General features: G+C 56.1%; 21 protein-coding genes. 10 read left to right on the top strand and 11 right to left on the bottom strand.

The genetic code is table 11. The features are described from left to right. Positions 1–18 precede the first annotated feature (18 nt). Both ACOTXD_RS06910 and ACOTXD_RS06905 read left to right on the top strand, forming a co-directional pair. Positions 19–1083 carry a sugar ABC transporter substrate-binding protein gene (locus tag ACOTXD_RS06910; RefSeq protein ID WP_022650577.1) on the top strand — a complete coding sequence of 355 codons (1065 nt, stop codon included), beginning with the start codon at positions 19–21 and terminating at the stop codon, positions 1081–1083. Further along, positions 1080–2321: an LVIVD repeat-containing protein gene (locus tag ACOTXD_RS06905; RefSeq protein ID WP_061855907.1), complete on the top strand. Its 1242-nt coding sequence runs from the start codon at positions 1080–1082 to the stop codon at positions 2319–2321. The genes ACOTXD_RS06910 and ACOTXD_RS06905 overlap by 4 nt, the downstream gene beginning before the upstream one ends. Positions 2322–2373: 52 nt before the next feature. Here the strand turns inward: ACOTXD_RS06905 and mtnK are convergent, their stop codons facing one another. Beyond that, the gene (gene mtnK / locus ACOTXD_RS06900) at positions 2374–3573 is read right to left on the bottom strand and encodes an S-methyl-5-thioribose kinase (protein WP_126501139.1); all 1200 of its coding nucleotides are present in this window, start codon (positions 3571–3573) and stop codon (positions 2374–2376) included. Positions 3574–3675: 102 nt separating this feature from the next. Between mtnK and mtnA the strand changes: the two genes are divergently transcribed. Then, entirely contained in the window at positions 3676–4692 is a 1017-nt protein-coding gene (gene mtnA / locus ACOTXD_RS06895; RefSeq protein ID WP_032657548.1) for an S-methyl-5-thioribose-1-phosphate isomerase, read from the top strand. A 42-nt stretch (positions 4693–4734) separates the two neighbouring features. Further along, positions 4735–5205, top strand: a complete 471-nt coding sequence (locus ACOTXD_RS06890; protein WP_061855905.1) for an SRPBCC family protein — start codon at positions 4735–4737, stop codon at positions 5203–5205. A gap of 53 nt (positions 5206–5258) precedes the next feature. Here the strand turns inward: ACOTXD_RS06890 and ACOTXD_RS06885 are convergent, their stop codons facing one another. From ACOTXD_RS06885 to ACOTXD_RS06875, 3 genes are read right to left on the bottom strand one after another with little or no spacing between them, the layout of a single operon-like run. Next, complete coding sequence (locus tag ACOTXD_RS06885; RefSeq protein WP_023315605.1) at positions 5259–5801, bottom strand: 1,2-dihydroxy-3-keto-5-methylthiopentene dioxygenase; 543 nt, start codon at positions 5799–5801, stop codon at positions 5259–5261. Beyond that, a complete protein-coding gene (gene mtnC / locus ACOTXD_RS06880) occupies positions 5798–6487 on the bottom strand; it encodes an acireductone synthase (protein ID WP_061855904.1) in 690 nt (229 codons plus the stop codon). Before mtnC ends, ACOTXD_RS06885 begins: the two co-directional genes overlap by 4 nt. Next, the gene (locus tag ACOTXD_RS06875) at positions 6484–7098 is read right to left on the bottom strand and encodes a methylthioribulose 1-phosphate dehydratase (protein WP_022650583.1); all 615 of its coding nucleotides are present in this window, start codon (positions 7096–7098) and stop codon (positions 6484–6486) included. Before ACOTXD_RS06875 ends, mtnC begins: the two co-directional genes overlap by 4 nt. Before the next feature lie 122 nt (positions 7099–7220). On the opposite strand from ACOTXD_RS06875, the gene ACOTXD_RS06870 reads away from it, so the two are divergent. Next, positions 7221–8381, top strand: a complete 1161-nt coding sequence (locus ACOTXD_RS06870; RefSeq protein WP_023315606.1) for a pyridoxal phosphate-dependent aminotransferase — start codon at positions 7221–7223, stop codon at positions 8379–8381. Here ACOTXD_RS06870 and ACOTXD_RS06865 read toward each other — a convergent pair whose 3' ends face one another. The 3 genes from ACOTXD_RS06865 to citR all read right to left on the bottom strand — a co-directional run bounded on the left by ACOTXD_RS06865 (position 8382) and on the right by citR (position 11265). Next, positions 8382–9008, bottom strand: coding sequence for an IbrB-like domain-containing protein (locus ACOTXD_RS06865; protein WP_022650584.1), 627 nt, complete (start codon positions 9006–9008; stop codon positions 8382–8384). After that, a complete protein-coding gene (locus tag ACOTXD_RS06860; protein WP_023315608.1) occupies positions 8993–10216 on the bottom strand; it encodes a phosphoadenosine phosphosulfate reductase in 1224 nt (407 codons plus the stop codon). The genes ACOTXD_RS06865 and ACOTXD_RS06860 overlap by 16 nt, the downstream gene beginning before the upstream one ends. Before the next feature lie 128 nt (positions 10217–10344). Next, entirely contained in the window at positions 10345–11265 is a 921-nt protein-coding gene (gene citR / locus ACOTXD_RS06855; RefSeq protein WP_022650586.1) for a DNA-binding transcriptional repressor CitR, read from the bottom strand. Between the two features lie 621 nt (positions 11266–11886). Here citR and ahpC point away from each other — a divergent pair. Both ahpC and ahpF read left to right on the top strand, forming a co-directional pair. Beyond that, entirely contained in the window at positions 11887–12450 is a 564-nt protein-coding gene (gene ahpC, locus ACOTXD_RS06850; RefSeq protein WP_003858764.1) for an alkyl hydroperoxide reductase subunit C, read from the top strand. Positions 12451–12692: 242 nt separating this feature from the next. Beyond that, positions 12693–14258 carry an alkyl hydroperoxide reductase subunit F gene (gene ahpF / locus ACOTXD_RS06845; protein ID WP_061855902.1) on the top strand — a complete coding sequence of 522 codons (1566 nt, stop codon included), beginning with the start codon at positions 12693–12695 and terminating at the stop codon, positions 14256–14258. 59 nt (positions 14259–14317) lie between these two features. Here ahpF and uspG read toward each other — a convergent pair whose 3' ends face one another. Beyond that, positions 14318–14746: a universal stress protein UspG gene (uspG, locus tag ACOTXD_RS06840; protein WP_022650588.1), complete on the bottom strand. Its 429-nt coding sequence runs from the start codon at positions 14744–14746 to the stop codon at positions 14318–14320. 181 nt (positions 14747–14927) lie between these two features. On the opposite strand from uspG, the gene ACOTXD_RS06835 reads away from it, so the two are divergent. Continuing rightward, on the top strand, positions 14928–16166 hold the full coding sequence (locus ACOTXD_RS06835) for a zinc-dependent alcohol dehydrogenase (RefSeq protein ID WP_061855901.1): 1239 nt from the start codon (positions 14928–14930) through the stop codon (positions 16164–16166). Between the two features lie 10 nt (positions 16167–16176). Here ACOTXD_RS06835 and yldA read toward each other — a convergent pair whose 3' ends face one another. Together yldA and rnk are read right to left on the bottom strand one after the other, a co-directional pair. Continuing rightward, positions 16177–16266 carry a small membrane protein YldA gene (gene yldA, locus ACOTXD_RS06830; protein WP_015571155.1) on the bottom strand — a complete coding sequence of 30 codons (90 nt, stop codon included), beginning with the start codon at positions 16264–16266 and terminating at the stop codon, positions 16177–16179. 137 nt (positions 16267–16403) lie between these two features. Continuing rightward, on the bottom strand, positions 16404–16814 hold the full coding sequence (rnk, locus tag ACOTXD_RS06825) for a nucleoside diphosphate kinase regulator (protein WP_006809650.1): 411 nt from the start codon (positions 16812–16814) through the stop codon (positions 16404–16406). Positions 16815–17076: 262 nt separating this feature from the next. On the opposite strand from rnk, the gene ACOTXD_RS06820 reads away from it, so the two are divergent. Both ACOTXD_RS06820 and ACOTXD_RS06815 read left to right on the top strand, forming a co-directional pair. Beyond that, positions 17077–17697, top strand: a complete 621-nt coding sequence (locus tag ACOTXD_RS06820) for a flavin reductase family protein (RefSeq protein WP_003858756.1) — start codon at positions 17077–17079, stop codon at positions 17695–17697. A gap of 1 nt (position 17698) precedes the next feature. Next, on the top strand, positions 17699–18553 hold the full coding sequence (locus ACOTXD_RS06815; protein ID WP_061855900.1) for a helix-turn-helix domain-containing protein: 855 nt from the start codon (positions 17699–17701) through the stop codon (positions 18551–18553). Positions 18554–18556: 3 nt separating this feature from the next. On the opposite strand, the gene ptsP is transcribed toward ACOTXD_RS06815, so the two are convergent. Further along, the gene (gene ptsP / locus ACOTXD_RS06810; protein ID WP_061855899.1) at positions 18557–21052 is read right to left on the bottom strand and encodes a phosphoenolpyruvate--protein phosphotransferase; all 2496 of its coding nucleotides are present in this window, start codon (positions 21050–21052) and stop codon (positions 18557–18559) included. Positions 21053–21055: the final 3 nt, after the last annotated feature.

Genomic DNA, 21055 nt, shown 5'->3' with positions numbered 1-21055 from the left:
AACACAACGGGATAAAAAATGAAAAAGATTGCACTCTCTTTGGTGGCATTAGGGTTATTCACCGCTCTGCCTGGCTTCGCGGCCACGCCCGCACCGCTCCCGGCGGCCATTGCCAACCATGACGGCCCCATTCGCATTGCGGTGATCCGCAACCTCGGCTCAGACGACAACACCACGCAGTTTGTTGCCGGGGCCATTCAGGAAGGGAAAAAGCTCGGCTTTAAGGTCAGCACCTTTTTGAGCAACGGGGATGACGCTAAATTCCAGGACTTCGTGAACCAGGCCATCAGCCAGAAATATGACGGGATCATCCTGTCGCAGGGCCGCGATCCGTACTCCACCGCGCTGGTGAAGAAGGCGGTGGATGCCGGGATCAAGGTCGCCGTATTTGATACCGCCGTCAACGGTGAGATCCCGGGCGTGACCGTTACCCAACAGGACGATGCCTCTCTGACTAACCTCTCCTTCGGCCAGCTGGCGAAAGATTTCAACGGCAAGGCCAACATCGTCAAGCTGTGGGTAGCGGGCTTCCCGCCGATGGAGCGTCGTCAGGCGGCGTATAAAGAGTTGCAAAAGCAGTACCCGGAGATTAAAGAGCTGGAGTCCATCGGCGCGGTCTCCTCTGACGTGCAGGGCGACACCGCCAACAAGGTGGGCGCGATCCTGGCGAAATACCCGAAAGGCAAAATCGACGCCATCTGGGGGACCTGGGATGCTTTCAGCCAGGGCGCGTATAAGGCGCTGAAAGAGAACGGCCGCACCGAGATCAAGCTCTACAGCATCGACATCTCCAACCAGGATTTACAGCTGATGCGCGAGCCGGGTAGCCCGTGGAAGGTGAGCGTGGCGGTAGATCCGAAGCTGATTGGCGCGACCAACGTACGCCTGATCGCCAACAAGATTGCCGGTGAAGCCACGCCTGCCACCTACGACTTCAAAGCCGCTGCGATCCCGCAGGCGCTGCTGACCGCGCAGCCGGGGGCGGTGAACGTGGCGTCGCTGGGCAAAATCATTCCGGGCTGGGGCCAGACGGAAGATTTTATCGCGCCGTGGTTTGCGACGCTGGAAGCGAAAAATAAATGAGCATGCTTCCTACGCCAGAATACAGCCGCAATATGCGGCTGATTGGCCATAGCGACCAGGGCGGTCGCCCGGACGGCGTGCAGCTGATGGTGCACCGCGGCTTTGCGTATATCGGCCATATGGTGTCGCAGGGCTTTTCGATTGTCGACGTGCGCGATCCAAAAAATCCGAAACCCGCGGGCTATGTCCCCGCGCCGCCGGGCACCTGGAACGTGCACCTCCAGGCGCATGACGACCTGCTGCTGGTGATCAACGCCCGGGATCTGTTTGCCGATGCCCGCTTCGCCGACGAGAAGGTCTACTACACCCGTCAGGTAGGAGAGACCGTAAGCGACGTTCAGGACAGGGGCTGGAGCGCCGGGCTTCGCGTTTTTGATATCTCCACGCCGGACGCGCCGCGCGAAATCGGCTTTCTGTCGCTGAGCGGCATCGGCATTCACCGCATCTGGTACGTCGGTGGCCGCTGGGCGTACGTGTCGGCGCTGATCGACGGTTTTACCGACTACATTTTCCTGACCATTGACCTGGCGGACCCGTGCAAGCCTGAAGTGGCGGGGCGCTGGTGGCTGCCGGGGATGAACCAGGCCGCAGGCGAACAGCCGGACTGGCAGGAAGGGAAACGTTACGCCCTCCACCACGCGATTATTGCGGGGGATACCGCGTACGGCAGCTGGCGCGACGGCGGCCTGACGCTGCTGGACGTTAAGGATCGCACCCAGCCTAAGCTCATTAGCCACCGTAACTGGAGCCCGCCGTTTGGCGGTGGGACGCACACCGCGCTGCCGCTGCCGGACCGCGATCTGCTGGTGGTGCTGGACGAAGCGGTGCTCGATAACCAGGAAGACGGCGAGAAGCTGATCTGGCTGTTTGATATTCGCGAGCCGTCGAACCCGGTGAGTATCTCTACCTTCCCGCAGCCGGATGAAATCGACTACGTGGCGAAAGGGGCGCATTTTGGCCCGCACAACCTGCACGAGAACCGGCCGGGGAGCTTTGTCAGCTCAACGCTGATCTTTGCGACGTATCAGAACGCGGGCGTGCGCGCGTATGACATTTCCAATCCGTATCGCCCGGTGGAAACGGGAGCGCTGGTGCCCGCGGCGCCGGAGAGGATGATGGATACGCGGCCGAATCGCCCGCAGGTGATCCAGTCGTGCGACGTGTTTGTGGATGCGCAGGGGATTATTTACAGCACGGATTATAACGGCGGGTTGTCGGTGATTGAGTATCTGGGGTGAGTGCGGTTTGATGCCCTCACCCCGGCCATCTCCCACGGGGAGAGGGAGAAAATCAACTGTACTGCCGCACCCGTGCCACCAGCTCTTCCGCGCTGTCGATGCGGTCGGCAATCACAATCAGCGCTTTACCGAGGGATATCGCGTGGCGCAGGCATTCGTGACGCATCGCTTCATCCTGAATGGTGTCGATATCCGCCACATGGGAAAGCCCGACGCTGCGGCGAATCAGCTCGGTGCCGCAGAATCCGATGGCATCGTGCCAGACCTTTTTCAGGAATGCGGAGGCATAGCCCGGTGCGCTGAGTGCGGCGTCGCGGGCTTTCTCGTTTGCCAGCACCTGGAAGCGCTCCGCAAAGGTGTTCCACAGTTCCTGAATATCGGTCAGGCGCTGCTCGCGCGCGGCGGCGGCATCGCGAATGCCGAGGTGCCCCGGCAGGCCGCAGAAGTTCAGCAGCAGGTTGCCGATGGCGGTGCCAACGTCAAAGCCAATCGGCCCGAAATAGCCGAACTCAGCGTCGATGGCCTTCAGGCTGCCGTCGGCCACAAAAATCGAACCGCTGTGAATGTCTCCGTGCAGCAGGGCTTCGGCGTGCGAGAAAAAGCGGTGCTTGAGGGAGGCCACGGCGATTTTAAGCTGCGCGTCGTCGCGCAGGGCGGCAACATCGTTTTCCAGCTCGGCCGGGTAGCTGTTGCGCGCGTGGATCTGGTACGGATCGTTGAAGAACAGATCTTCGGTGATCTCGCACATCTCCGGGTTGATGAATTTTGCCACCTGCGCTTTTTTCTCGTGCGGATGCAGATAAAAATCGCTGGTGTGGAAAAGGGTGTGAGCCAGATATTCCCCCAGCTGACGCGCTGCCTGTGGGTAGTAAATGTTGTTAATCAGCTCGCCGCGCCAGATGCGATGGCTGGAGAGATCTTCCATCACCATCACCGCCAGTTCCGGATCAAAGTGGTGGATTTTCACGGTGTGCTGCGGGCTGTGCTGGTAATGCTCGACCAGGGTTTGCGCTTCAAGACGGGCACGATCCAGCGTCAGCGGCCAGGATTCGCCGACGCAGCGTACGTAGGGCAGTGCCTGTTTGACGATGATGCGGCTCACGCCCGCGCTGTCGAAAATTTTAAAAACCAGATTGAGGTTGCCGTCGCCTACTTCCTGCGCCTCTACCAGCGATGACGGATCGTCAAGTCCGCCAAACTGCCTGGCATACTCCACGGCGTCCTGAGCGGTAAAGGTACGGTATTGCGACATGGCCTGCTCCTCAGTTTTGCTAATTAAGACATGTAGACGTCTATACATCTGGATTTCATCCTGACACAATGTGCTACAACAACGCAACAGGGAATTAACGACATGCAGACATTACAGACGACCAGCCTGCGGGTGGCGAATAATCAGCTCTTTATTCTCGACCAACAGGCGCTTCCGCAGGAGAAACGCTGGGTGGATGCCTCGACGGTCGAGGCGCTGGTCGGGCATATCCACGCTTTGCGCGTACGTGGCGCGCCGTTGATTGGTCTCTCTGCAAGCCTGCTGCTGGCGCTGCTGGCGGAAAGCGGCAAAAGCCGCGACGAGCTGGCGGTGGCGCTGGAAACCCTGCGCGCCTCCCGCCCGACGGCGGTAAACCTGATGAACAATCTCGACCGCATGAAGCTTGCGCTGTGGGAAGAGGATTTCGTTCCGGCGCTGGTGGCTGAGGCGCTGCGCCTGATTGACGAAGACAAACGGCTCTGCGACGCGATTGCAAAAGCGGGCAGCGCGCTGGTGAAGCCGGGCAGCCGTCTGCTGACCCACTGCAACACCGGCGGGCTGGCGACGGCGGGCGTCGGTACCGCGCTGGGGGTGATTGCTCGCGCGCATAAGGAAGGCAAGGTAAGCAACGTCTGGGTGGATGAAACCCGTCCGCTATTGCAGGGCGGCAGGCTGACCGCGTGGGAACTCGGCGAGCTGGGCGTGCCGTATCAGCTAATTACCGACTCCATGGCCGCCAGCCTGATGGCAAAAGGGCAGGTGGACGCCGTGTGGGTGGGGGCAGACCGCATTGCCGCCAACGGCGACGTGGCGAACAAAATCGGCACCTACTCTCTGGCGGTGCTGGCGAAATTCCACGGCATTCCGTTCTATGTCGCCGCGCCGCAAACGACCCTCGACCCGGACTGCCCGAACGGCGACGCGATCCCGATTGAGCAGCGCGCCGCCAGCGAGGTGACGGGCGTCGCCGGAAGCTTTGGCGCGGTGCAGTGGGCACCGGAAAACGCGCAGGTCTATAACCCGGCGTTTGACGTCACCCCCGCCTCGCTGATTAGCGGCTGGGTACTGGATACAGGCGTGGTCACTCCGGACGAGGTGGCGGAAGGGAAATTTGCCTGAGTCCGGCTATCCTTTAAGGGGCTCCCTTAAGAGGACAACATCGTGACGCTCGACCCTGAAACAGACTTAAAACTGGAGCGCGTGGTGGACGCACCGCGCGACCTCCTGTGGCTCTGCTGGACTACGCCCGAACACATCAAACACTTCTTCATCCCTGCACCGCATAAGGTGCTCGACTGCGACCTCGATCTGCGCGTGGGCGGGCGGTTCAACACCGTGTTTGAAGTGGACGGTCAGCGGATGGATAACCGGGGCGTGTTTCTTGAAATCGACCCGGAGAAAAAGCTGGTCTTTACCGACGGCTATACCGAAGGCTGGAAACCGGCCGAGAAGCCGTTTATGACGGCAATTTTGTTGCTGGAAGACGCCGGGGAGGGCAAAACCCGCTATACGGCGATTGCGCGCCACCCCACGAAGGAAATCCGCGAGCAGCATGAACAGATGGGATTTCACGAAGGGTGGGGGATTGTGCTGGATCAGCTGGTGGGGTATGTGAAAGGGCTTAACGCTTAGTGCGCGCTGGTGCCCTCACCCCGACCCTCTCCCACAGGGAGAGGGAGAAAAGATCAGGCCAGGCGCGGATACGCATCCGCAATCGCATCCCCGGTAAACTGCGCCACCCAACCCTCCGGGTTATCGAAAATACGAATGGCGGTAAAGTTCGGCTCTGAGCCCATATCAAACCAGTGCGGCGTGCCCGCAGGAACGGAAATCAGGTCGTTTTTCTCGCACAGCACCTGATACACCTCATCGCCGATGTGCAGGCAGAATAATCCCGCCCCTTCCACGAAAAAACGTACTTCGTCTTCGCCGTGGGTGTGTTCGTTCAGGAACTTCGCGCGCAGCGCCTCTTTCTGCGGATTGTCGGCGCGCAGGCTGATCACATCCCAGCTCTGGTAACCTTTCTCTGCCACCAGCTTGTCGATCGCATGCTGATACGCAGCGATCACGGCTTCAGGCGCGGGATCGTGCCCTAAATCGCGATCCGCAGCCCAGCGTTCAAACCGCACGCCTTTTGCGTTGAGCTGTTGGGCAATCTCGGCGGCGTCGGTGCTGTGCCACTGGTGCTGACTGGCGTCTTTATCGGAATAAATGGTCAATGCGCTCATGAAGGGATCTGCTCCGGATTAATCTCGTCAAACTGGTGGATCTGATGGTGATGGCTTGCGCCGTCATCTTCACCGCGAATCAGTTGCAGGGTGCGAAAACCCGCCTGTTCAGCCGCGTCCAGCTCCTGATGAATATCCGACAGAAACAGGATCTGCGACGGGGCGATGCCCGTTTGCGCCGCAATATTTTGATAAGACTGCACCTCGCGCTTGGCGCCAATGTGGGTATCAAAATAGCCGCTGAATAAGTGAGTAATATCACCTTCGTCGCTGTAGCCAAATAACAGTTTCTGCGCGGCGACGGAGCCAGAGGAATAAACATAGAGATCAATCCCTTGTGCCTTCCACTTTTCCAGCGCGGGCAGTACGTCAGGATAGAGGTGTCCGGTAAAGTCACCGTTGAGGTAACCGTCCTGCCAGATGATGCCTTGCAGGGCTTTGAGCGCCGTCGATTTGCGGTCTTCATCCATAAAGGTAAACAGCACGTTGATGAGATCGCTGACGCTGGCATGCGGAGCGCTGATTTCATCGCGCAGGTTGTCCAGAATCGATTTGACCGGCTCGGCGTACTGCTGCGCGGTCACGAAGGCCGCCAGCCGCTCACGCGCGTAGGGGAACAAAACATCATGGACAAAACGGATATCGCTGGTGGTCCCTTCAATATCCGTCACAATCGCGCGAATCATACTCTCTCCCATTGTCGTAAACGCATTTCGCATTCAAATAAGAATTCTAAACCTTCCAGATGACGGCGGGCTTCGGCCACGTCGCGTCCCCAGCAGGTTAAGCCATGGCCGCGCAGAAGAAAACCATAATTAAGCGGGCGTTCCTGCGCGTAATGGGCGATGCGCGAGGCGAGGGCGTCGATGTCCTGGTCGTTATCAAACACCGGGATGGCCACCGTATCCCGATGCGTGGTCTGCCCGGTAAGGGATTTTTGCATCTCGAAACCGGTGATCTTCAGCTCGGCCTCGTTCACCAGCCGCGACAGCACCGTGGCATTGACGGTGTGAACGTGCAGGACGGCGTTAGCTTCGGGGAACAGGCGATAGATGAGGGTATGCAGCCCGGTCTCTGCCGACGGTTTACGGCCAGACGGCGCACGGTTGGTGGCGATTTCAACCTGTAGAAAATCGGCGGTGGTCAGGCTACCTTTATCTTTTCCGGATTCGCTCAGCCAGCACAGGTGTTCATCCTGACGCACGGACATATTGCCGCCGGTAGCGGGCGCCCAGCCTTTAGCGCCAATCCAGCGGCAGGCCTCGACCAGGTGTGTGAGTTGCAGGTTGTCTGTCATTTCCTTTTACCCTCTCGGCCAGGAATATTTATATCGTTTAGACGTCTAAGCGTCTTGATTGCCAAAGACTAACATCGTGTTATAGTGTCAGCAACATAAGTATTACAGGCAGGCACACTACAATGAGCAATAACCCGTTGATCCCGCAGAGTAAACTTCCCAATCTCGGCACGACGATTTTTACGCAGATGAGCGCCCTGGCGCAGCAGCACAACGCCATTAACCTCTCACAAGGTTTCCCGGATTTTGATGGGCCGAAATATTTGCAGGAGCGTCTGGCGTACCACGTTGCGCAGGGAGCCAACCAGTATGCGCCGATGACCGGCGTGCAGACGTTGCGTGAAGCCATTGCGGATAAAACGGCGGAGTTATACGGCCATAAGCCTGACGCGAACAGCGATATTACGGTGACGGCAGGGGCGACCGAAGCGCTGTATGCGGCGATAACCGCCCTGGTGCGTACGGGTGATGAGGTGATTTGTTTTGACCCGAGCTACGATAGCTACGCCCCGGCGATTGAACTGGCCGGCGGCGTGGTGAAGCGCGTGGCGCTCCAGCCACCGCATTTTCGCCCTGACTGGCAGGCATTTGCTGCGCTGCTGAGTGACAAAACCCGTCTGGTGATCCTGAATACTCCGCATAATCCGTCGGCGACGGTGTGGCAAAAAGCCGATTTTGCTGCGTTGTGGCAGGCCATCGCCGAACGTGAAATATATGTTCTGAGCGACGAGGTGTATGAGCATATCTGCTTCGCCGAAGAGGGGCATGCCAGCGTGCTGGCGCATCCGCAACTTCGCGAGCGTGCAATCGCGGTATCGTCATTTGGCAAAACCTACCATATGACCGGCTGGAAGGTAGGGTACTGCGTGGCCCCGGCGGCCATTAGCGCTGAGCTGCGCAAAGTGCATCAGTACCTGACGTTTGCCGTGAACACACCGGCTCAGCTGGCGCTGGCGGATATGCTGCGTGCGGAACCCGGGCATTACCGCGAGCTGCCGCACTTCTATCGTGAACGTCGGGATCTGTTTGTGGCGGCCCTGAGCAAAAGCCGCCTGGAAATTTTGCCGTCTGAAGGAACCTATTTCCTGCTGGCCGACTACAGCGCGATTTCCGATCTGGACGACGTGAGTTTCTGCCAGTTGTTGACGAAAGAGGTGGGAGTGGCGGCCATTCCGCTGTCGGTGTTCTGCGCCGATCCCTTCCCGCATAAGCTGATTCGTCTTTGCTTTGCGAAGCAGGAATCGACGCTGCTCGCTGCGGCAGAGCGTCTGGCGACGCTCTGACTATTTCACCGTCCAGGCTTCTGAAAAACGACGGTCTGCGAAGAGTTCGAGCAGACCGTTGATCTGCTTCAGACGCAGCACTTCATCGCTGTCCATACCCAACTCCTGGCCAATTTTCTGCTCACTCCAGCCCATAAGCACCAGTTCTCGCACGATTTCTGACATGGCGTTGATCTGGTGGCGTCCACGCGCGCGGTTGTGACGAATAGTTGCAGCCATGCGATCGAACTTTTCCTGGCGCGCTTTACGCAGGCAGGTAACAGGGAGGTAACCTTTAAGCTGGCGCTTCAGGATCGCCCGGTTACTGCCGATATCATGACGGTGAAAACCATCGACAATTTCGTAGTGCTGTGGCGCATTTTCCGTCACAACGATAGGTTGTGTGAATCCATCCAGCTCCAGTGACTTGCTGAGCAGCCGCTTTTCCGGCGGCGCGACGTTATTTGGGTTGTAATCGTTAGCGGTGATGTTTGTCTTTTTTATCCACAATACGCAATCGACGGGCTGATCGCGAAAAGGGCTGATTTCATGTAATGCCTGACGAAACGCATTAATAGCGGCTATTCGTTCTTCTTCTGAAAGTGCCTGAAGGTACGTTTCCATTTCGGTGATTATTCGTTGTTGCATAAAATCCCCCATTCCTTGCGTTTTGCTTTCACTCTGTCGCTGTAGCGCTGATAGTGTTTAGGCTTATTTGGGCTAAACGAAAGTGCCCGGCACCAATAGTCATTGTTGAGTAAAACCTTACAAATGCGTCGCCAGGAAGGGATATCTTTTGCACCAATGTCACCCTCCTGCGTGTCGGGAATATCGTTCATGCCTCGCTTTTGATACCAGTGGAGATAAACCGCGATTTTGTTGCGGTAATGTTCCGCCGTATTTTGCGGCATGCTGTCGAGTAACAGCATGGCGTATTCGCGCCAGCCGAGATGGTCTGGTTTCAGGATCTTCCGGTGGCCATAAAAATGGTTATCGTGCCCGGCATAAATACCTCCGCTTCGCACGCCGCAGGCGCGTTCACACATCGCCGCCCAGCGTTCGGGTTCAATGACATGATAGAGCCACAAGCCCTGACGCTGTTCCGGGCCAAACGGTTCGCAGATGCGCATATAACGCGGCGGCACCCCCGCCTTGTACATCAGGTCGTATAACGGGTTATAGCAACATTTTGATTTCGCGAACCACGTCCAGATGTCGGCGGTTTTCCAGTCGTACAATGGGTAGATATACCAGGCGTGCCCACCCGGGGCGACGGTCGTCCAGGGTTTATCGTCAGAAAAGCGCTGCTTACGCGCCGACGCGATAGCCAGAAAGCGGTTGTAAGATTCATCGGCGCGGATCCCCACCATGACGGCGGCAGGACGTTTTTGTGCATACCATTCGGCAAACTCGCGCACGAAGGCTTCAAACGTCATTCCCTGCTGATAAAAATCGAAATAGTGGTAATCGGTAATGGCGTCTTCCGGTGGCTGGCGAACCCAGTTTGTCCCGGGTTCCCAGCACTGCCATTCAGGTTGAAACTGTGACAGGGCGTTCTGGGTCGTGAGCGGAAGCGCTACCCACCAGAACTGATGGATAACATCCCGATACAGCGTTCTCATCGTGTCAACATGCTGAATGGTTGAGGAGAATTGCGCTTCCCAGTCCAGAAAGATGACATCTATTTTTCGCTTTAATTGCCGTGCTTTCTGGGCAACGAGATGCAGCATCACGGTAGAATCTTTTCCACCGGAAAAGGAAACGCAGACCCTGGAGAAATTGTTAAGCGTCCAGTCTATGCGTTCCGCAGAAGCGTCTAAAACATTTTCCTGTAAAGGGATTTTATAGATCGACATGATTAATCGCGTCCTGCGTGTTAAATGTCTGGAAAAAAACAAAACGATATTATGGAATTATTTGTCCTTAATTTCACGGGGGCATTTTCTTCGGGTTGCCTTATTTGCATTCACCATGCAAATGTATTTTACGCAGACGGCGGAGAAACGCAGAGCTTATGCATTTTTTCAATGAATGTTGAAAAAACAGTGCTATTCAGTGATGAACGGCTGTAGAGCATATAGATCTTTAATTCAGGCAGCTCAAACGGTGGCTCAAGCCTTTTTAATTTCAACGGTTCTTTATATGTTTCATAGATCGACACGGGGATGAAGCCTAACAGATCAGATGAACAGACCATGGAGATGAGAGAGCTAAGGGAGTCCGTACGAAAAGCAATATTTCTTTCCGGAAACGCGTCATTTGCGCGACTCTGAAACTCTTTTACACCCGGATGAGCACTCTGGTAAAAAGTGAATTTCTCCTGGTATAGCACTTCCAGCGTGACTGCGTCAGCGAGCCTTGGGTGGTCTGCTCTACAGATTAAGGCTATCGGCACCGTGGTGAAGTGGGTGCAGACCACAGAGCGATTGTGGATAGGTGCGATAGAGAAGATGAGATCGGCCTTACGATAGGCCAACAAATCTTCCGCTGATTCGGAGGAAATGAGCATGTCTCTTTGCTCTATCTCATAATTCTCTTCAGATATTAAAAGCTTCAACGGTTCGAGCATCGAACCAGGAGACACCATTTGAGAGCAATAGATAACGAACTTTTTTTTGATGTCCGAGTGATGCATCATGTTGATCGTCTGCTCAAGCTGATTGAGATTTTTTTCCAGATGATGATGCAGGTTGGTACCTACCGTGGTTGGCGTAATTCCCTTCCCTGAACGGATAAACAGGGGGTCATTAAGCTGACCGCGCAGGCGTTGCAGCGACTGGCTGACGGCGGATGGCGTGATATAAAGCGTCTCGGCAGCCCTACTGATACTGAGATGTTGGTAAATGCATTCGAAGATGACTAACAGATTGAGATCGAATTTTTTTAGGTCGTAGAGGTTTGCCATGTTTCGTCCTGAGTGAGTTGAGTTTGCTGTCGTTATCACATCCTGGAGTACGACAGAGGGAAGTTACCCTTTACAATCCGTGTGAATAACTCGCTTAATTTAAAATTTAAGTGATCTTAATATATCACGGCTTTGGATTATTGAAACATAACTTCAAGACTAATTAAGATAATTTTATCTTTAAAGTTTGATTGAATTATTTGAATGAAAAGTGGTGTTTATATATAGCGTGAAACCCATAATGAAATTAAATTTATAATCTTTCAGAGAACTCTTCGATACTGCCTATCACAGCCATAGGCAGGACTATCCCTCTTATGCATTGCTCAATGCGCGCAGGGGTGCTGTAATCAAAGCGCTGTTACGGCCTTGATACAAGGTATGTAGAGCGCAACGCAACGCCAGCTTCGGCTGGCACTGAATGTACCTGCGGGGAATTCAGGTATCAGGGCCGCCCGTTGAGGCGGCCTTTTTACTTTCAGGCTTTCCTGTAAAAGGTTCACCTTGCTGTCTTGTTGCTGTTGTAAGGTTTGGCTGATTGATTTGATAAAGCATACGCATTAGCCCCGATGGATAAAGTTGGTTACCTTACATCTCAACGAAAACACGGAGGAAGTACAGATGTCTTTGATTAACACTAAAATTAAACCTTTCAAAAACCAGGCGTTCAAAAACGGTGAGTTCATCGAAGTAACCGAGAAAGATATCGAAGGCCGCTGGAGCGTGTTCTTCTTCTATCCGGCTGACTTCACCTTCGTTTGCCCGACCGAACTGGGCGACGTGGCAGACCACTACGAAGAACTGCAAAAGCTGGGCGTAGACGTTTACTCTGTTTCTACCGATACCCACTTCACCCACAAAGCGTGGCACAGCAGCTCTGAAACTATCGCGAAAATCAAATACGCGATGATCGGCGACCCGACTGGCGCCCTGACCCGTAACTTCGACAACATGCGTGAAGATGAAGGCCTGGCAGACCGCGCGACCTTCGTTGTTGACCCGCAGGGCATTATCCAGGCTATCGAAGTTACCGCTGAAGGTATCGGCCGTGATGCATCTGACCTGCTGCGCAAAGTGAAAGCGGCTCAGTACGTTGCTTCTCACCCAGGCGAAGTGTGCCCGGCGAAATGGAAAGAAGGCGAAGCGACGCTGGCGCCATCTCTGGACCTGGTCGGCAAGATCTAAATTTCCGTTGTTTTTCACGCCATAGCTGCGTTGGCGTCGCCTGCTCACCCCGGTCACTTACTTTAGTAAGCTCCCGGGGATTCTCAGGCTAGCCGCCTTGCTCTGACGCGAAATACTTTGGAAATTGTTTCAGTCATGGGCGCTCCCCGCGCCCATTTCATTCCAGCACCATGATGCAAGTTGCATTCAGGCAGCCCGTATAAGGCGGCTTGCATGATGACGTTTTAAGAGAGGGAAGAATAATGCTCGACACTAACATGAAAACCCAGCTCAAGGCCTACCTTGAGAAACTGACCAAACCTGTTGAGCTGATTGCCACGCTGGACGACAGCGCGAAATCGGCAGAAATCAAAGCACTGCTGACAGAGATTGCTGAGCTGTCGCCGAAAGTGACCTTCAAAGAAGACAACACGCTGGCAGTCCGTAAGCCTTCTTTCCTGATCGCCAACCCAGGGTCTGACCAGGGGCCGCGTTTCGCGGGCTCTCCGCTGGGGCACGAATTTACGTCCCTGGTGCTGGCGCTGCTGTGGACCGGTGGTCATCCGTCAAAAGAAGCGCAGGCGCTGCTGGAGCAGATCCGCGATATCGACGGTGATTTTGAGTTTGAAACCTATTACTCGCTCTCCTGCCACAACTGCCCGGACGTGGTGCAGGCGCTGAACCTGATGTCAGTCCTCAACCCACGCATTAAGCACACGGCGATTGACGGCGGTACGTTCCAGAACGAAATCACCGAGCGCAACGTGATGGGCGTTCCGGCGGTTTACCTGAATGGCCAGGAGTTCGGCCAGGGGCGCATGACGCTGACCGAAATCGTCGCCAAAGTGGATACCGGCGCAGAAAAACGCGCGGCGGAAGAGCTGAACCAACGCGATGCTTATGACGTGCTGATTGTTGGCTCAGGCCCGGCGGGCGCGGCGGCAGCGGTCTACTCTGCACGTAAAGGGATCCGTACCGGTCTGATGGGCGAGCGTTTCGGTGGTCAGGTTCTGGATACCGTAGACATTGAAAACTACATTTCCGTGCCGAAAACCGAAGGCCAGAAGCTGGCCAGTGCGTTGAAAGCGCACGTCAGCGACTACGACGTGGATGTCATTGACAGCCAGAGCGCCAGCAAACTGGTTCCGGCGGCGGTCGAGGGTGGTTTGCACCAGATTGAAACGGCGTCCGGCGCGGTGCTGAAGGCGCGCAGCGTGATCATTGCCACCGGCGCGAAATGGCGCAACATGAACGTCCCGGGCGAAGATCAGTATCGCACCAAAGGCGTGACCTATTGCCCCCACTGTGACGGCCCGCTGTTCAAAGGTAAACGCGTCGCGGTGATCGGCGGCGGTAACTCCGGCGTGGAAGCGGCTATCGATCTGGCGGGAATTGTGGAACACGTTACCCTGCTGGAGTTCGCTCCGGAGATGAAAGCGGACCAGGTGTTGCAGGATAAGGTGCGTAGCCTGAATAACGTCGACATTGTGCTCAATGCCCAGACGACAGAAGTGAAAGGCGACGGCAGCAAAGTGACTGGTCTGGAATACCGTGACCGCGTGAGCGGCGATATCCACAGCGTAGCGCTGGCAGGGATCTTTGTTCAGATTGGCCTGCTGCCAAACACCACCTGGCTGGAAGGCGCTATTGAGCGTAACCGCATGGGCGAGATCATCATCGATGCGAAATGCGAAACCAGCGTGAAGGGCGTATTTGCGGCGGGCGACTGCACCACCGTGCCGTACAAACAGATCATCATCGCTACCGGTGAAGGTGCGAAAGCGTCGCTGAGCTCGTTTGATTACCTGATCCGTACCAAAACTGCATAATAAAAGAAAGCAAGACGACACCTGCAATGCCAGAGGCCACCTAAAGGTGGCCTCTTTTTTTATCTGACGACCATCACCGGAATGTGGGTGTGGCGGATCACGCTGGAGGCGTTCGACCCCAGCAGGTGAGTGGTGATGGAAGGGTTACGTGAACCAATCACTACCACGTCGGCATTTAATTCCCCGGCAAGCTCATTAACGGCGTCGCGCACGCTACCGAACCGGACGTGGGTTTTGATGCGGGAAGGATCGATGCTGAAGTGCCCGACCATGGTTTGCAGGCGCGTCTCGGCTTCGTGCTGTAAATGCTCTTCAAAACGACGCACATCAGCAGCGAAACGATGCAGGCTCAGGCTGGCAGAGCCCGGCAAAACATGCAGAAGATGAATAATTCCGTCCTGCTGCGCGAGAAATTCCGCGTGACGTATAGCCTTATCACTCAGTTCCATTTCAAAAACATCAACCGGCATAATGATTGTTTGATACATAACCGTTTCTCCTTGTTAATAAACGCTGAAATCATTCAACCACAAAATATAAATGGTTTCTGTAATCCCGACAGCACTTTTTTATCTCGCCAGGATAAATCTCAAAACAGCCGGATTCCGGGGCAGATTCCGAGAGGTAGCTACCCTTTTATAAGCTTACCCACACCCTTTCGGAGGTTGCATGAAAGCTCTCACCTATCACGGTCCACATCATGTTCGGGTCGATAATGTCACCGATCCGGGCATCGAACAGCCTGACGATATCATCCTGCGCGTAACGGCCACGGCGATCTGTGGTTCTGATTTGCATCTTTATCGCGGAAAAATTCCCAAGGTCCAGCACGGCGATATCTTTGGTCATGAATTTATGGGCGAGGTGGTGGAGTGCGGGAGCGAAGTGAAGAACGTGCAGAAAGGTGACCGGGTGGTGATCCCGTTTGTAATTGCCTGCGGTGACTGCTTCTTTTGCCAGATGCAACAGTACGCGGCCTGCGAAAACACGAATCGCGGGCAGGGCGCGGCGCTGAACAAAAAGCAAATTCCCGCCCCTGCCGCGCTGTTTGGCTACAGCCATCTTTACGGCGGCGTGCCGGGCGGACAGGCGGAGTATGTGCGCGTCCCGAAAGGCAACGTGGGGCCGTTTAAAGTGCCTCAACTGCTGTCTGACGACAAAGCGCTTTTCCTGTCAGATATTCTGCCTACCGCCTGGCAGGCGGCGAAAAATGCGCAGATTCAGAGAGGCTCCAGCGTCGCCGTATTCGGGGCCGGGCCGGTGGGGCTACTGACCATTGCCTGCGCGCGGCTTCTCGGCGCAGAACAGATTTTTGTGGTTGATCATCATCCCTATCGACTGCGGTTTGCCCAGGAGCGCTACGGCGCGATCCCGATTAACTTTGATGACGATAACGACGCGGCGGAGAAAATCATTGAGCAAACGGCCGGACAGCGCGGAGTGGATGCGGTGATTGATGCCGTCGGGTTTGAGGCCAAAGGCAGCACCACGGAAACGATCCTCAGTAACCTGAAAATTGAAGGCAGCAGCGGCAAAGCCCTGCGCCAGTGCATTGCTGCGGTGCGGCGCGGAGGCGTGGTCAGCGTGCCGGGCGTGTATGCCGGTTTTATACACGGCTTCCTGTTTGGCGATGCCTTCGATAAAGGGCTGAGCTTTAAGATGGGGCAGACCCACGTCCATGCCTGGCTGGGAGAGCTGCTGCCGCTTATCGAAAAAGGGCTGCTTACACCGGAAGATATTGTCACCCACTATCTTCCGCTGGCTGATGCGGAGCGCGCCTATAAAATCTTCGAAAAACGGGAGGAGGAGTGCCGCAAGGTGATCCTGGTGCCTGGTGCAGACACCCCGGAGGCAGCGCAGCAGAAAGTGAAGGGACTGGTGAATGCCTTCCCCGGCGGCGTTGTGTGAGGTTCCTCACTCACCAGTGGCGCTCAAGGTATAGCACGGCCACGACGAGGATCGCCAGGATGATGAGAAAAACCAGTGTGATAACAAGTATCTCACCCATGACCGTCCCCACGGCACCACAACAGAGTAAGCGTGGATTAAGCGGTTTTTGTCCGATATAACACAATCGGGTGAATTTGCGGAAAGAGGATGCGGGTGCATCCTCTGTGCAAAGCGGGGTCGCTTGTTCAGAAGGGATTAACGCAGGTAATCGCCAGCGGCTTCGGGCTGGTAGAGCAGCTCAAGCACTTCCAGGTGAGCTGAGGCACCGCCAGGGAGTTCCCAGTGGATAGTATCGCCCGTGCGCAGTCCAAGCAGCGCCGCGCCCACGGGTGCCAGCACCGACAGTTGCGTGCTGCTGTCGGTCATCTGCGCCGGATAGACCAGCGTACGGGTGAGCTCCTCGCCGGTGGTCAGGTTGCGGAACTTCACCTGGCTGTTCATGGTGACCACATCATGCGGCATGGTCTCAGGCGTACACATCTGCGCCCGGTCTAGCTCTTCGTTCAGCGCATCGGCTACCGGCAGCGAGGCGAATTCTGGTTTCTCCAACAGTCGGTCAATACGTTCTGCGTCGAGTTCATTGATGATAATCGTAGGTCTGGACATTTTTACTCCATGTCGTTAATGCTGCGTGTAACGCAGAAACCAATCCAAAAGAAAACCCTCGCCGTCTGGCAGCGAGGGTTTAACTTAGCTGATGATACTGTCTGAAACCGTAAGTTTGAAGTGATGAAGGTCACAATCATGCGCCATATGAATTTTTGGCAATAAACCCGGCGTCCCGATTCACGCTGAACGGAAATTTCGTTACGCTGGAAAGACTGAACCCGGGCAATGCGCGTTGCAGCCCCAGCGTAGAGAGAGCGATATGTACTTTTACCAACCTTCTCAGGGGCACGGCCTGCCGCACGACCCGCTGAACGCCATTATCGGTCCACGTCCGATTGGCTGGATCTCATCCTGTGATAAGGCCGGTCAACTGAACCTTGCCCCGTACAGCTTCTTTAACTGTTTTAACTATCGCCCACCGATCATTGGTTTTTCCAGCAATGGCTGGAAGGATAGCGTGCGGAATATTACCGAAACGGGGGAGTTTGTCTGGAACCTCGCAACGCGCGATCTGGCCGAGGCGATGAATGAAACCTCCGCCACGCTCCCTCATGGCGAGGATGAATTTACCTTTGCCGGCCTGACGCCCGTAGCCAGCCAGCTTGTGAGCTCGCCGCGCGTGGCGGAAAGCCCGGTGAATTTCGAGTGTCGATTGTCACAGTGTATTCAGCTTACCGGCGCGGATGGGACACCGATTGATACCTGGCTGGTGCTCGGCGAAGTCGTGGGCGTCCATATCGCCGAGAGTTTGCTGGAAGAGGGGATTTATCAGACCGCGAAAGCGCAGCCCATTCTGCGTGCGGGTGGACCGACGGCCTACTATGCCATCAGTGATAGCCATCGCTTCGACCTGGTACGCCCGGATGCGCGCAGGGGGTAATATGCGCGCAACCCTGTTGCCCGCCGATCAGCAGTTTTTTGCCGATCTGTTGAGCGGCCTGGTGCTCAACCCACAGCAGTTGGGGCGAGTCTGGTTTGCTCATCGTGGCGCGTCTGACGCTGTCGGAAGCGTGAGCCGCGACTGGCCACGGCTTGACGTCGTTCTTCGCGGGGAATATGGCAACAGACTGGTTGCCGGGCAGCAGCCCCTCCACCAGGGGGAAATGCTGTTTCTTCCCGCCCAGGCCGCCAGCGTCCCGGTGTTTGAACGACCGGTCATGCTGCTGAGCATTCTTTTCGCGCCGTCGTGGCTAGGGCTGGTGTTTCATGATACCCGGCACGGGCGATCCGTGCCTGCGCAGCGACACGTGGAGCTTCCTCACCCTGAACGAGGTGAATGTGCCGCGATGCTGATAGCCCTGACGCACCTGAGCGCTTCCCCGCAGGACCAGGCTATTATTCAACCACTGGTGCTGAGTCTGCTGCACTGGTGCCGTAAAGTGGTGTCGTCGCTGCCTGAACCGGGAGTGTCGCGCGGGGATTTCCTCTATCAGAGCATTTGTAACTGGGTGCAGGAAAACTATGCTGAATCCTTGTCGCGGGACAGCGTCGCTTCGCTGTTTAATATTTCGGCTAACCATCTGTCACGCCTGTTCTCTCAACAGGGGACGATGAGTTTTGTGGATTACGTTCGTTGGGTGCGTATGGCGAAGGCGAGAACCATCCTGCAAAAATACCACCTGCCGGTGGGGGAAGTGGCGAAGCGCTGTGGCTATGCCGATAGCGACTATTTTAGCCGTCTTTTCCGGCGCCAGTTTGGCCTGACGCCGGGGGAGTATCGCGCACGCTTTCAGTGACAGTCAGAACGTGATTTCAGCGTTCAACAGATCCAGGATACTTTGCGGCGTCGTTGCTGCAAACAGCGACTCGCGAAATGTTTTATTGACCAGCTTCCGCGCCAGCTGGGAAAAGACCTTCACGTGATTAATCCCTTCCTGAGCGCCGAGCGTCAGCATGATCACCAGCTCGACGTCGCCCAAATCCGACTCCCAGTCAATCGCCTTGTCCAGACGGGCAATGCTGATGCTGGAATGGCGTATCCATTGCGATTTGGTGTGAGGGATCGCCACGCCAAACCCGACGGCGGTAGTGACAATCTCTTCGCGCTGCCAGAGATCTTCTTCAAGCTCGAGCGGGTTTTCGGTCCTGCCATGAATCGCAAGATTTCCGCATAAGAATTGAAGCACCTGCTCTTTTGAGGTCAGCGGCTCATTGACCACGATAGTCTCCAGCGCCAGCAATGGACGCGGCGGCGCTTCCGGTGTGAAATCCGCCAGCAGGGCTTCAATCTCCTCTGCGCTGCGGCTGTCGCAGGCCTTATCTGCCAGCGCCCGGCAGGTCGCCATGTCCAGCTGACGCAACTGGGTTTTTACCGCAGGGATGCGCGGCCCGCTCATGCTGAACTCATCTAAGCCCAGCCCAAGCAGAAGAGGGAGGTAGCGCTGCTCTCCGCCAAGTTCCCCGCAAATGCCGACCCATTTCCCGTGACGATGCGCTGCGGTGACGATCTGGCGAACCATGCGTAAAAAAGACGGTGTGATGGGGTTATACAGCCCCGAAACGCGCGGGTTGTTGCGATCGACAGCGTAGAGATACTGAGTCATATCGTTCGAGCCGATACTGAAGAAATCCACCTCTTCGCAGAAGTGATCGATGATAAAGCAGACTGAAGGCACTTCAACCATGATCCCCAGCGGCAGGCGCGCGGTGTGACGTAACCCCTGTGAGGCCAGGGCGTCACGAACGTTTTGCAGCTCCTGTTTGATCCATAAAATCTGATCGAGGCTGTGCACCATCGGGATCATCAACAGCGCATTGCCGCTTGCGCCTGCGCGTAAGATCGCGCGCAGTTGGGTGCGGAAGAGATCGGCAAATTCGGGATAAATGCGAACGGCGCGATAGCCGAGGAACGGGTTTTCTTCCTGGGGAATGTTCAGGTAAGGGATCTGCTTATCGCCGCCGATGTCCATTGTGCGAAAGATGACCGGCTTGCCCTGCGCGGAGAGCAGCACCTGCTGATAGGCTTCGAATTGCTCCTGCTCGTCCGGCGCGGTGTCTCTGTCCATATACAGCATTTCAGTGCGAAACAGCCCGATACCCTGCGCGCCGCAGGTAAACGCCCCGGGCGCTTCCAGCGCGCTGCCGATGTTGGCGGCAATCTCTACCGGTACGTTGTCGCGGGTGAGCGCTGGAAGACCCGCATCTTTAATCTGCTGCTGGTGGCGTCGGTCGGCAAGGCGCTGCGCCACGCTGTAGTAATCATTCACCGCGTCGTTGGGTTCAACGACCAGCACGCTACAGATGCCGTCCAGAATGACCTCTTTTCCCATCAACGGCGCCAGTGAGGCGACCGTTAAACCACTCAGCACAGGCACGGAGGCCGCGCGTGCCAGGATCAGCGTATGCGACGTCCGGCCTGTTTTTTCAAGCACCATGCCTTTCAGGTACTGCGTGTCGAGGCTGAGAAACTGGCTGGGCGTCAGATCTTCCGCCACCAGAATGGTGGGGGCGCTAAGGGTGAATGCGGAGGTTTGCTGCAACTCCGGCCAGGTAATGTTAAGAAGCTGCTCGCTGATGTCGCGAATATCGCTGACGCGTTCACGCAGGTAATCGCTGGCGGAGAGTGACAGCTTGTCGCAGATCAGCTCCATATTACGAATGATCGCCTCCGCAAGGCTTAGCCGCTCCTCGGCGATCAGTCGGCGTATGGTGCCGCCAAACTCCTCATCCTGGATCAGTGAAAGATGCGCGCTGAGAATGGTTTTACTCTCGCCGTCGAGCCCGCGCAGGCGGTGGTTGAGCCGTTCGGCCAGCGTCGCCAGGCTGTGTTCCAGGCGGGTAATATCTTCCGGCGAGGCGGGGATCTGACAATAACGTTTGAGGTTATCGCTCTGCCAGCCTCGCAGAGTGCCAGCCCCGATGCCACTGGCGAGCGTAATGCCGTGCTGAAGATGGGGAGCAAGCCTTACAAGCGAGCGGGGCAGGGGATGCGCAACGTGCGGCGCGTCGCCGGAGGGAATACTGTCGCTGTCGATAAACGCGCCGGTGAGATACGCCTCCAGCACGCGTCGGGCCTGCTCCTCGTCGCTGCCGTTAATTTCCAGCACGCAGCTGTCATTAAACAGCGTACCGGTACTGATCAGCGCCAGCGAGCTTTTGGCATCCGCGTGAGTGTGAAGCCGTCTGTTGATAAAACGGATGTCGCTGCGCCATGCGCTGCACTGCTCTTTTAACGCCCAGGCCGGACGCGCATGCAGGCCGTTGGGCAGTGGGCAGAAAAATTCAATTGAAAGCATACT

This window comes from Enterobacter cloacae complex sp. CDL013 (assembly GCF_049238805.1).
Classification (GTDB): domain Bacteria; phylum Pseudomonadota; class Gammaproteobacteria; order Enterobacterales; family Enterobacteriaceae; genus Enterobacter; species Enterobacter hormaechei_C.
This window is presented reverse-complemented; position numbering and strand designations above follow the sequence as displayed.